At 39.8% G+C, this 12,462-nt stretch carries 12 protein-coding genes and 1 other annotated feature; of the genes, 9 read left to right on the plus strand and 3 right to left on the minus strand.

The genetic code is table 11. The features are described from left to right. The first annotated feature begins 173 nt into the window (after positions 1 to 173). Positions 174 to 638: an IS200/IS605 family transposase gene (tnpA, locus tag RYP29_RS00865; protein WP_005375295.1), complete on the plus strand. Its 465-nt coding sequence runs from the start codon at positions 174 to 176 to the stop codon at positions 636 to 638. A gap of 159 nt (positions 639 to 797) precedes the next feature. On the opposite strand, the gene RYP29_RS00870 is transcribed toward tnpA, so the two are convergent. Together RYP29_RS00870 and RYP29_RS00875 are read right to left on the minus strand one after the other, a co-directional pair. Further along, the gene (locus tag RYP29_RS00870; protein ID WP_311531592.1) at positions 798 to 1,145 is read right to left on the minus strand and encodes a hypothetical protein; all 348 of its coding nucleotides are present in this window, start codon (positions 1,143 to 1,145) and stop codon (positions 798 to 800) included. Between the two features lie 294 nt (positions 1,146 to 1,439). Next, entirely contained in the window at positions 1,440 to 1,721 is a 282-nt protein-coding gene (locus RYP29_RS00875; protein ID WP_004697933.1) for a type II toxin-antitoxin system RelB/DinJ family antitoxin, read from the minus strand. Between the two features lie 184 nt (positions 1,722 to 1,905). Between RYP29_RS00875 and RYP29_RS00880 the strand changes: the two genes are divergently transcribed. From RYP29_RS00880 to RYP29_RS00910, 7 genes are all read left to right on the plus strand, one after another. Next, positions 1,906 to 2,535, plus strand: a complete 630-nt coding sequence (locus RYP29_RS00880) for a hypothetical protein (protein ID WP_311531595.1) — start codon at positions 1,906 to 1,908, stop codon at positions 2,533 to 2,535. Positions 2,536 to 2,894: 359 nt separating this feature from the next. Continuing rightward, positions 2,895 to 3,302, plus strand: coding sequence for a hypothetical protein (locus tag RYP29_RS00885; protein ID WP_311531596.1), 408 nt, complete (start codon positions 2,895 to 2,897; stop codon positions 3,300 to 3,302). A gap of 216 nt (positions 3,303 to 3,518) precedes the next feature. Next, positions 3,519 to 3,722 (plus strand) — a binding site (T-box leader). A gap of 359 nt (positions 3,723 to 4,081) precedes the next feature. Further along, positions 4,082 to 5,623, plus strand: coding sequence for a 2-isopropylmalate synthase (locus RYP29_RS00890; protein ID WP_311531598.1), 1,542 nt, complete (start codon positions 4,082 to 4,084; stop codon positions 5,621 to 5,623). A gap of 4 nt (positions 5,624 to 5,627) precedes the next feature. After that, positions 5,628 to 6,887, plus strand: coding sequence for a 3-isopropylmalate dehydratase large subunit (gene leuC, locus RYP29_RS00895; protein WP_311531599.1), 1,260 nt, complete (start codon positions 5,628 to 5,630; stop codon positions 6,885 to 6,887). A gap of 1 nt (position 6,888) precedes the next feature. Further along, complete coding sequence (locus RYP29_RS00900) at positions 6,889 to 7,380, plus strand: 3-isopropylmalate dehydratase small subunit (protein ID WP_009661705.1); 492 nt, start codon at positions 6,889 to 6,891, stop codon at positions 7,378 to 7,380. A gap of 275 nt (positions 7,381 to 7,655) precedes the next feature. Beyond that, positions 7,656 to 8,726 carry a 3-isopropylmalate dehydrogenase gene (leuB, locus tag RYP29_RS00905; RefSeq protein ID WP_156719348.1) on the plus strand — a complete coding sequence of 357 codons (1,071 nt, stop codon included), beginning with the start codon at positions 7,656 to 7,658 and terminating at the stop codon, positions 8,724 to 8,726. 164 nt (positions 8,727 to 8,890) lie between these two features. Beyond that, entirely contained in the window at positions 8,891 to 9,421 is a 531-nt protein-coding gene (locus tag RYP29_RS00910) for a hypothetical protein (RefSeq protein ID WP_205095455.1), read from the plus strand. A gap of 52 nt (positions 9,422 to 9,473) precedes the next feature. Here RYP29_RS00910 and RYP29_RS00915 read toward each other — a convergent pair whose 3' ends face one another. Continuing rightward, positions 9,474 to 10,469: an STAS-like domain-containing protein gene (locus RYP29_RS00915; RefSeq protein WP_311531603.1), complete on the minus strand. Its 996-nt coding sequence runs from the start codon at positions 10,467 to 10,469 to the stop codon at positions 9,474 to 9,476. A 653-nt stretch (positions 10,470 to 11,122) separates the two neighbouring features. Here RYP29_RS00915 and RYP29_RS00920 point away from each other — a divergent pair. Further along, on the plus strand, positions 11,123 to 12,049 hold the full coding sequence (locus RYP29_RS00920) for a hypothetical protein (protein WP_311531605.1): 927 nt from the start codon (positions 11,123 to 11,125) through the stop codon (positions 12,047 to 12,049). The last annotated feature ends 413 nt before the right edge of the window (positions 12,050 to 12,462 follow it).

Below are 12,462 nucleotides of genomic sequence, written 5' to 3' on the forward strand. Positions count from 1 at the left end.
GAGGAGCGTCAATCGATTCTCCTCCATTTTTTTGTACGCCGAATAGGCATGACTAAACCCCCAGTTAAACTGGGGGTCAGTAAAAATTCTTAGAGAAAAGGAAAGAACCTCCTAGTGATAAAATGAAGTTGGTCTGGCAACCACAACATTTCAACATAGGAGGTTCAATGTCAATGAATGACGTAAAAAGCTTATCACATAGTAAATGGAGATGTAAATATCATATTGTTTTTGCACCAAAGTATAGAAGACAAATAATTTATGGTCGGATAAAAGCTGATGTAGGTAAAATTTTAAGAGATTTATGTAATAGAAAAAATGTAGAGATTATAGAGGCAGAATGCTGTCCGGATCATATTCATATGTTAGTAACTATTCCACCACATTTAAGTGTATCAAGTTTTATGGGATATTTAAAAAGCAAAAGTAGCCTCATGATATTCGATAAACACGCAAATTTAAAATATAAGTATGGAAATAGACATTTCTGGTGTAGAGGATATTATGTGGATACAGTGGGAAGATACGAAGGAGCGATAAAAGAGTATATTCGCAATCAACTACAAGAAGATATAGCACAAGATACATTAAACTTTAAAGAATATACCGACCCGTTTACGGGTGAGCCGGTAAAATAGGCAAAATAAAAGCCCCCGAGTAGGGGGCAGCCAGTGGTAATAGAGTGGTTGTCAGATCATTCAATGCCCTCTTTAGAGGGCCACCACTAGAGAAAGACCCTTATAGGGTCAGAGCAAACCACCCGTTCTACGGGTGGTTATGATTTGAAACATATAGGTTTATTCAATTTCCGCTTTCAAATCGATAATATTTTTTGCGGCAGTGCAACTAGGGCAGTCACAGAATTTTGCACCTTCTGCTTTGATGTCTTTAGCGTGTTGTAATAGGTTAGCAGCACCTTCTTCTCCAAGGGCTTGTACAGCGCGTTCGGAACCTGCAAAGGCGATTGTTTCGTCGATAAGGGCAATGTTTTGTTCTGCTACGGATACGAGCTGTTTTGTAAGCTCTGCTTGTTTTTCTGTACCCTCTGCATCAAACCAAGATTGAGCAAATTCTTTTACCGTTGCATTGCTTTGTGGTGCATCTAATAACGCTTGTACGAGTTGTGTTAATTGTGTATGTGTCATGATTATTTCCTCCATCTAACTACTAATAATAGTTTTGGAATAGTGCATTTAGTATCATATGAGCACTTGTTCCTTTTGATAATTTCATTATAACATCTACAGTTATTTTGAATAGTAGAATGATTTGCGATAGATACTATCAAATGTGATAGATTTATGATGATAGCTGGTTTAATTTTTGGAGCATAAAAAAGAGGAATGATTTCACATTCCTCTTTAGCTTCGTTAGAATAAATCTGAGCGCTTTAGGTCCTTTTTGAACTTACTGCTAAGCACTAATCTCAACATAAGCGATTACTCCAATCCTAAATCCTCAATCATTTCCTTTACATTAGCATATGATTTTGCTTTTACTTTTCCTGCTAATATATCTTTCGTTTCTTGAATAGCAGCTTCTGTTTCTGCATTATAACGAGGTTGTTTAGGTTGAAATGGAAATCCGCCTTCCATTAGTGATGTGTGGAGAAAAATATTAATCGCATCAGTTACGGATATGCCAAAGCTAGCATATAGTGCTTCTAATTGTGCTTTTACAGCTGGCTCGATACGCAAACTGATAGAGGCTGTTTTAGCCATAGTATCACCTCCTGTTACTTCTATTGTAATGCAAATGCTATATAATTGCAATCTTATAACTGCGAATTGCAAGCATAATACATATCTTTTCTTGGACGAAAAATACTTATGAATATAAGAATATTAGCTTTTTAGGTGATATAATTAACTTGCTATATGTAGTTTGTTTACAGGGGAATGTATAATGAAAAAGGTTGTATGTGCGTTAGCTACGCTAGCTTTTATAGGTTCCATCAATGTTGTGTCCGCAGATGACTTGATGAGATTCCGTCTTAATGGTAATTCTATTTATGATCAGCCTTATGGTTACCGAAATGAGTTTCCATGCCCTGATGGACTTGGTAGTTGCAGTATGACTGATGAGGATTATAGAAGTACTCGTAAGGGGCAGGCGATAGAGGTATTTGATACTGTATATGAGGCTAAGCAACATTTGAACTTTAATCCGCAGTTGCCAAGTAGAGTAGAGGGGCTACGTGTTGTACACGTAGGTATTGTGGATCATGACGTACTACAAGTGGTATATTCCTATCATGAGCTTTTAAAAGGGAAATATTTTGACAGAGTTGATGATATGCCGCAGTATATCAAATACCGAGTATCTACAGTATCAGGTAATATTGCAGGCGATTATAAGGATTACTTACCTCAGAAAACCGATGTTATAAATGGGATGACGATAACCTATCGAATGGTAGATGAAGCCGTTTACTTAGCATCTTGGGAACATGCGGGGCAGAACCATGTGTTCTTATTTAATGAGCCTATTTCTATTGAACGGGCCAAAGAAATGATTAAGAGCGTAGATTATTGAAAAAACACTTTGAGTGTAGTATATTATAGATAGGCAATTGATAGTTGTGCAATTAACTACAAAATCCCCCGGAGCTGCAACTCCGAGGGATTTTTTACATTATTACGCTAATGTTAGAGCGTTGGGCTAGTTGCTAAAGAAAAGGGCTAGGAAAGCGTCTAACCACTTGCAAATGTAGTAGGCGAGTACATTTACCATGACGGCTAGCCAAAATTGATAGTTGTTGTGCAATAACTACACCCCCTTTCTGTTGCCAGATTAGGGTTAGCAACACTTATAGTATAGCAAATTACTCTTTACACAAATAGCGATATACAGTCCTCTTTGTTGTTGTTGATATTAAAAATAACGGAGCTTATATGAACTCAGATAATTATAAGATTTCAACATTGCCATATATAGAAAATGCTAGCAATGAGATAATGGAAAAGTACAAAATAAAAGCACAATATGAAACGGAACCGCCTCATGGAGATGCTATATATTCCATTTCTATAAAGGGAAACGTATTACCGTTTTGGATATATGGTAGAGATATTACTTTCATAGGCGATAGCATGGTTATGGTGGAGTCTGTAAGATGTAAAACCTGGGATCCTATTGAAACCATTATTATTGATTTAGAGAGTGAAGTATATGCTAGTTTAAAAGAATGGTATACAGATATTTTCTTTATTAGTGGTCAAATAGAGCTATCTAATCAAGTGGTAAAAATGGATAAACGAATTCTAAATAATTTTGAGAATTTAGAGTGGATAAGCTTTTAAGATTGATTGCGTAGAGGGCACATTGACTATACTATAGTGAAGTGTTATTCTATATATGACAAGGGATGTCAATATGTGACATAGTCTCATATGAACGAAAAAATAGCAGGGTGGGCACCCTGCTATTTTTATTGTCCTATATTGACTCAGTAAATCTTCATCATATCCTAATTGACATTACTCTATAGAATAAAGTACAATATCTTTATATCTTAAAAACAAGCTATGAATGGGTATAAAGGTTTACAGATCCTGCTTTCAGAGAGTTGCCGGTTGGTGCGAGGCAATAGAGGTTGTACGCTGACACTCTCCCGTGAGCTTTGGTGGCGAATGCAGCAGTAGTCATCGACGGTGGTTCCGTTATACCCGCAACGAGTCCCAATTAGGGTGGTACCGTGTTATGAATATAACGCCCCTTTGAGCAACGACAGTTGTTCTGAGGGGCTTTTTTTTATAAAAGTTTAGTCAACCATACTACGTGACCGAATTAAAGTGGTGCTCTGACGCTCCAGCTAGCTTAACGGTCTTCGGCCTAGGGCCTCGACCTACTAAAGTCGCTTGCGAGCACGCACTTTAATTCTACGTTTTGTTTGATTAAACTTTTATAAATGTTAGATGGGAAAGTATGTATTCAGGACGATAAGGGTCTTCGGCCTAGGGCCTTGACCTACTAAAGTTGCTTACGAGCACGCACTTTAATACTGTGTCTTGTTTATTAAACTTTCACAATAAATAGATACAATGAGTTGTTAATTAATGATAGGAAAAAGGTGGAAATTATGGATCAAAATCGCGTATATTTCTTTGATACAACCCTTCGTGATGGGGAACAAACACCGGGCGTTGCACTTCGCACACCGGAAAAAATTGAGATTGCAAAAGGTCTTGTACGGTTAGGTATTGATGTTATTGAAGCAGGTTTTCCTGCCGCGTCTCCTGGGGATTTTGATGCGGTTCAAACTATTGCGCGTGAGGTAAAGGGCACAACAATCTGTGCATTGGCACGTTGTAATGAGAAGGACGTTATCAAGGCTATTGATGCATTGAAGGATGCAGAGCGCAGCCGTTTACATGTGTTTATCGCTATTTCCGAAATCCATATGCAATATAAATTGAAAATGACTCGTGAGCAAGTACTAGATAAGGTTAAAGCTATTCTAGAATTGGCTAAAGGAAAAGTTGATGAAATCGAATTCTCTGGCGAAGATGCATCTCGTGCAGACTTAGATTTTGCTTGCCAAGTATATGGCACAGCTATTGCTGGCGGTGCGACAATCATCAACGTACCAGATACAGTTGGTTACATGATGCCACAAGAGTTTGCTTCTAAGATTCGTTACATCAAAGAACATACACCTGGTATTGAAAATGCTATCATTTCCGTTCACTGCCATGATGACCTTGGCCTTGCAAATGCTAACTCCTTGGCAGCTATCGAAGCCGGTGCTCGTCAAGTAGAATGTACGATAAACGGTCTTGGTGAACGCGCTGGTAACGTAGGCATCGAAGAGGTTGTGATGTCTCTTAAAACACGTCATGACTATTTCCATGATTTACAAGTAAACATCGATACAAAACAATTCACAAAATTGTCTAAATTGGTGAGCCGCTTAACAGGTGTGGCAGTACCTCCAAATAAAGCAATCGTTGGTTCTAACGCATTCGCTCATGAATCCGGTATCCATCAACATGGCATGCTTAGCAACCCTGAAACTTATGAAATCATGACGCCTGAGTCCGTAGGTGCTGAAAAGACAAACATCGTTCTTGGCAAACATTCCGGCCGTCATGCCTTCGAAGACCATTTGAAAAACTTGGGATTCCATCAAACTTTCACAGAAGAAAAAATCAACGACCTATTTGCTAAATTTAAAGATTTGGCAGATAAGAAAAAACAAGTATACGACGATGATATCATCGCCCTTGTTGTGGAACACATGGATCACAAAAAAGCATTCGAGCTTGTTTCTCAACATTATCAATTGGGCGAAAAGGGCTATGCATACGCTGACGTTCGTCTTAATACGCCGGATGGTGAAAGAGCAGATGCTGCGGTTGGTGATGGCCCAGTTGACGCATCCCTTAAAGCGGTTGAACGCGTGGTTGGTATGCCAATCAGTTTGAAAGATTATCAAATCCGCGCTATCACAGCTGGTAAGGATGCCCTTGGGGAAGCAACCCTTAAGGTTGAATATAATGGTCGCATTTTCCACGGTCGTGGTATTAGCACCGATATCGTTAAATCAAGTGTGAACGCATATATTAATGCAGTTAATTCTATTTTCCTAGCTATGGAGCTAGAACAACAGGAGGAAGAATAATATTATGGGTATGACCATTACTGAAAAGAATATGGCTCGCCACGCAGGTCTTGATGTGGTAAAACCAGGCCAAATCATCGAGTGTAATTTGGACGCTGTGTTGATGAACGACATCACATTCCCACCAGCGCTTCGTGAATTTAAAAAGATTGAAAAACCAGTATTTGACCGTCATAAAATCTACTTGGTGCCTGACCATTTCACACCAAATAAAGATATTCAATCTGCTACACAAGCGAAAGTCATGCGCGATTTCGTACGTGAACATGGCATTACCAACTACTTTGAAGTAGGTCGCATGGGTATCGAGCACGTTATTTTGCCAGAAAAAGGTCTGATCGGTCCTGGCGAAATGATGATCGGTGCTGACTCCCACACTTGTACATATGGTGCAGTAAATGCATTCTCTACAGGCGTTGGCTCCACTGATGCGGGCGTTGCGATGGCAGAAGGTAAAACTTGGTTCAAAGTACCAGAAACCATCAAGGTTGAGCTTGTTGGCAAACCTAATAAATGGGTAACTGGTAAGGACGTAATCCTTGATTTAATCGGTAAAATCGGTGTAGACGGCGCTCGTTACATGGCCCTTGAATTCGCTGGCGAAGGCGTGAAACATATGACTATGGCTGACCGTCTCACAATCTGTAACATGGCTATCGAAGCAGGCGGTAAATGTGGCGTATTCCCATATGATGAAATTACTGAAGAATATATTAAAGGTCGCGTAAATCGCCCTGTAGAACCTATCAATGCTGACCCTGATGCTGTGTATGCCCAAACTGTGACAATCGACTTAGCTAAATTGCAACCAGTTGTGGCATTCCCTCATTTGCCATCCAATACGCATTACATCAACGAAATCGACAAGGATATCAAAATCGACCAAGTTATCATCGGATCTTGTACAAATGGCCGTTACGAAGACTTGGTGGCAGCTGCTGAAATCTTCAAAGGTCGCAAGGTAGCTCCATTCGTTCGTTGTATCGTAATTCCTGGTTCTCAAGATGTATATGATCAAGCTATGAAAGATGGCTTGTTGGACATCTTTATCCAAGCCGACTGTGCGGTGTCCACGCCAACTTGTGGTCCTTGCCTTGGCGGTTACATGGGTATCATGGCCGCTGGTGAAAGAACCGTTTCCACTACAAATCGTAACTTCCGTGGTCGTATGGGTCACGTTGATTCTGAAGTATATTTGGCAAGCCCTTATGTGGCGGCAGCAAGTGCTGTATTAGGCCGCATTGCAGGCCCTGAGGAGGTTTAATATGGATTTTGAAAGTAAAAAAATCTGGCGCTACGGCGACGATGTAGATACAGACGTAATCATTCCAGCTCGTTACTTGGCAATTGCTGATTGGAACGAATTGGCAGAACATGCGATGGAGGACATTGATACAACTTTTGCTCCTAATGTGAAAGCTGGCGAAATCATGGTAGCTGGCAAAAACTTTGGTTGTGGTTCCTCTCGTGAACACGCACCAGGCGTTATCAAAGCAAAAGGTGTTCCTGTTATCGTAGCACACTCCTTTGCACGTATCTTCTTCCGTAATGCCATCAACATCGGTTTACCAGTGATTGAAATCGGCGAACAAGTAGACCGTATTGATGCAGGCGATGCTATCGGCGTAGACTTGTCTAAAGGCATCGTGTACAACTTGACTAAAAACGAACAATACCAAGGCACTGAATTGCCACAATTCATTCAAGACATTGCGGCAGCAGGAGGTCTTGTAAACTTTGCGAAACATCGCAAGTAGTACGTACGTGGCCGAGCCTCGGTGATGCTCTGACGCTCCAGCTAGCTTAACGGTCTTCGCCCAAGGGGCTCGACCTACTAAAGTCGCGTCAGAGCATGCACCTCGGCTCTACGTAGCTTATCATTGCGATTTTTTCGCAATGATGTACATATGGATACATGTAGACGATGAAGCCCCGTCGCAAACGACTTTTGCTAGGGCGAGGCCTATGGCCTCGGCCCGTTAAGGCAATGGAGGCTTGCAACGGGGCTTCATCGTCGGAGAGGAATATACAGATGAGCGAAAAAAATATCGTATTGATCCCTGGTGATGGTATTGGTACTGAGATTATCGCAGCAGCGAAGGCTGTGTGCGATGTGGCTTTTGAGAAAGCCGGTGTAAAGGTTAATTGGATTGATAAAAAAGCAGGCGGTGCGTCTATTGATGCATACGGCGTGCCTTTGACTGAGGATACTATTGAGGCTTGTAAAAAGGCTGATGCTGTATTGCTTGGTGCTGTAGGTGGTCCTAAATGGGATAATGTAGATCCTTCTATTCGTCCTGAAAAGGCAATTCTTGGTCTTCGTAAGGAGCTTGGTTTATTCTGCAACTTGCGTCCTGTAAAAATCTATCCATCCTTGCAAGAGTATTCTCCACTTAAAAAGGAACTTGTACAAGATGTAGATTTCGTTATCGTTCGTGAATTGACTGGCGGTATTTACTTTGGTGAACGCGAAGAGGCACAAGGTGAAGGTGCTAACGAGTTTGCTTGGGATAAAGAAACATACAGCCGTTACGAAGTAGAGCGCATTATGGACATTGCTATGGAAACAGCTCGCAAACGTAATAAAAAGGTTGTATCCGTAGATAAAGCAAATGTATTGGCTTCTTCTCGTTTGTGGCGTAAAATTGCCCAAGAGAAAGCGGCTGCTAATCCAGATATCACAACAGATTACTTCTATGTAGATAATACAGCGATGCAACTCGTTGTAAATCCTGCACAATTCGACGTTATCGTTACAACTAATTTGTTCGGTGATATCTTATCTGACGAAGGTGCTGTTATCTCTGGTTCTATCGGACTTTTACCATCTGCATCCATGGGTACAGGCACAGCATTGTACGAACCAATCCACGGTTCTGCACCAGATATCATGGGCCAAAACTTGGCAAACCCATTGGGCACAATCTTGTCCGCCGCTATGATGTGCCGTCATTCCCTTGATTTACCTCAAGTGGCTGACGCTATTGAAAAGGCTGTTGAACAAGTTCTCGTTGATGGTTATCGCACAGGCGATATCTATCGCGAAGGTTTAAAACGTGTGGGTACGACAGAAATGGCACAAGCTGTTATTGAACGTTTGTAATCATGTAAGGTCGTGCATCTTGACTAGTTCTCTGATTTCTATCATATAGTTAGATGCATGATCCTATATCATGTGCGGTAAAAGAACGCTTACGACATTGCATCGCATTTGGTGAGGTATTTTTTAGTTTGTATTTAGTATAGTTTTAGAATGAGGTATTTACCATGAAATCAACTACTTACAGAAATCTCACTATTACTGCGTTATTAATGGCTTTAGCAATTATGATCCCTATCGTAATGCCGTTGAAAGTTGTCATACCACCGGCGTCTTATACACTAGCCAGTCATGTGCCAATCTTTTTGGCTATGTTTTTATCACGTAAATCGGCGGCTTGTGTAGTTATTGGATCCACGTTAGGATTCTTTGTAGCAGGATTTCCTCTTGTTATTGTTATGCGTGCAGCATCACATATCTTTTTTGCGTTGCTTGGTGCTTGGTATCTTAAAAATCACATGGAAGTATTATCAAATGCTCTTTCTTTTGTGACTTTTAACTTTGTGTGCGCTATCATTCATGCTATTGGTGAAGTTGTTGCATGCTTACTATTCTATACAACTACTACATTGCCAAATATCGACTTGATGTACGTCGTATTCGTCCTCGTTGGGGGCGGCACTATTGTGCATAGTATGGTTGATGGATATATTTCCTTGTATATCTACAAGGCTATACCAAAATCTATAATTGAATAAATGATAGTAACCTAAGCTAGAACGAAATAGGGGGTGACCATTGGTCACCCCCTTAATTTGTATATGTATCAAACACAAAATCTATAACTGTCCGAATGGTTTCATTAGCCCCTATAATCTTGATTTGTTTATATGATTTGAGGCCTAGAATTTTAATTGGATCTGCTAATAAAGCGGTTAAGAAGCTATGTGTAGCTGTTATAGCATGAGAGAAATCGAGTATTACGGTTTCTCCTTTTTTTATGGCCGGAATGATTTTTCGTTCTCTAAGATTAATGGCTTCTAATTTGACTTCACATCGTTCACCACAATAGTTGTACATATCTAGGTATAATTCTGGAGCGCGGACTATATTATTTCGTTTAGCTACAGTTTCGGTAGCATGTTTTCTGAATTCCTCTAGGTGTTTGTGTAGGTCATATGTTTTTAATCTATCGAAGCCAATGGTCATGTATATAAACGTGCCTGGCCAAGCGTTGCTTAGTGTCGTGTATGTTACATCTAATGGGGAAATATGTGCGACACCATCGCCCGATACAATGTACATATCTGCTTCTAATGTTTTGCCAAGATTACTAGATAAGTAAAGGCCCATGCCTGCATTGTTTTGTTGCTTGTAAGGACCTACGTTGACGCCAAATGTACCAGAGATTTCAGGCTCTAGGGCCATGGCGATGGCATCTGTATTGCTTGTGAAAGGAGCATAGGTTTGCTCTAAATGTGTTTTTATACCTACACCAAGATCAGCAAGAATAAATGATAGTTGGTTTTTATCTCGATACCAGTTGAATTGTAATAATGATGGAATTTGAGGATTAAAACCGTGTTCTAATGCATTATATGTTAGTTCGGATATGATATAACGAACAGCATCCTCATATCCTCTGATTAAATCTGTAGGCAGATCCATTGCATAATCGCGAATTGTATTTAGCATTTTCGTAATATTATGATCTTTGTATTTGATGGCGAATATGGGCTTGTTGTAGACGTAGTGAAAATTGTCTTGTGTGTTATTAAGGATTTTAAAGCATGAGGTTCCATTCATTCTTTGCCACATTTTCCCAAATAAAGAATGCTTAGAATATTGTAAATTTATATGCATCTTTTTTTGCTTTAATTGCCATATATAGAGTATGAGTAATGTCAGTGTTTGGTACTCAATACTTTGGCAAAATCTTGCATCTATAATTATATGTTTTGACTTGGCAGACCAATCAAATATACTAAGTACATTATCAAAATCAATAACTCCCTTTGCTTTAAATGTAAAATCATTTGGTAATGTTAAGATAGGAACATTAGTTAGTGTGCGATGTGTCTGTCTCATTTTCTCTCTCCTTTAATTGACATGAGTTAGGGCACTTGTTATACTTAACATATAAGATAACGTTTAGAGACCTAGATAGGACGGAATGTTCGTCTCTCGGTTGTCTCAGTTGACCCCATACTTTGTATGGGGTTTTCTTATATCTATATTATAGAACTAATGTTTGTAAAAACAAGGAGAATATAGCTATTATGATTAATTGATACATATCTACAATTATTGCGCTATTTTTGCAGTTTTATCATACCGTTCCGAAGTAGTTTCATTTCTCTGTATGTACAGCTATTTCCTCATCTTGAATTGGATGTATTAATTTTATACAATATCTGTAATATTAATTTATGGGAATGTAGAGCATTTAGGAGAGATAGATGAGTGGTCAGAATTGGTGGCGACGCCTAGGTTTAGTTGTGTGCATCGTGACGAGTGTAGGCTTTGTAAGTGGCTGTGAGTTTAATATGGATAATTTAAAGACAAACAGTCAGGTAAAAGCTACGCAAAGCGATAGTGAGAAGGAGGTCTGGCGCGTTTTTAGATTTTATTTGGCCGCTACAAATGAGTTTAATTTCACTAGTGTAAAATATAGTCATCAACATATGGAAACGGTGCAACAAGCACAACAAAATGTACCTCTAGCTGAGTTTAAGGTGCGGGATTATGAACGTCTTGAGCAAGAACTCATTGCTGCGCGAGAAGCGGGGCACACACATAGTGACTTGGAAGCAGCTACAGATGCTTTATTACCGGTATTGCACGACGTTGTGGTAGCCGTGAAAGAGCTAGATACGTATTATAAAGAAAAACGCTATGAATCAGATAATTATGCATTTGCTCATACGCAGTTGGAGAAGCTTTCATCATTAATCGAAGCATTTGGACCAAAATATAATGCATTAGATACCATTGTTAAAACTTATCACAAGCAGGAGGGAGAACGTCTTGTTAAGTTGATGCGCAATAATGGGCAGACGAATGGCGCTAATATGACGGAAATGATGCTTATTTATAGCGGTATAGTAGATCATATTGTGGAGCATAAATCCGATAGTGATTTCCAATGGGTGAAAGCGCAGAAAGAAGCAGCTGATGGAATTGGGGCAAAGATTACTGCCGCCGAGGCTCAGAATCGGTTAGAGCAAAAGAGACATCTTGATAAAGCGATTGAGGATTTTATGGTTAATCCTTCTAGTGAAACGGAAGAGGCCGTTGTTGAGCAATATAATGAAATGGTACGTAGTCCAATGAATTTTTCATTATTAGATTCTGTGCAGAAGCCGTATGTGCCACAAGAATTATAATGTGAAATGTTATATGTTAAACACGATATAACATTTTGGGTAGAATATATTTGACAATATGCCCTTATGAGCCCTATAATTATCTATTATATGAATATTGCGTTGAAAAAGACGGCACGTCTCAGACGGATTTAGTAGAGACCAAACTCATGGGCTGAAAGGTTTGGAAATCTAGAGATTTGCGGATCACTTTGGAGCAAGCAGAAACCCTGCCGGTGAACACCGTTATATGTTTAAGTGGCTTTCACAGTTTACGTGATAAGCTCGCCTTATGTGTTACAATTATGCTTAGCATGGTGTAATAATCGCAGAATATGCGAGGGCGCTAGCTTTCACCAGTAACGAGAGTCAGTAGGGTGGTACCACGGATATTACGTCCGTCCCTTCGGGGGCGGGCGATTTTTTTATGTAAA

The organism is uncultured Veillonella sp., from assembly GCF_963534045.1.
GTDB lineage: Bacteria > Bacillota > Negativicutes > Veillonellales > Veillonellaceae > Veillonella.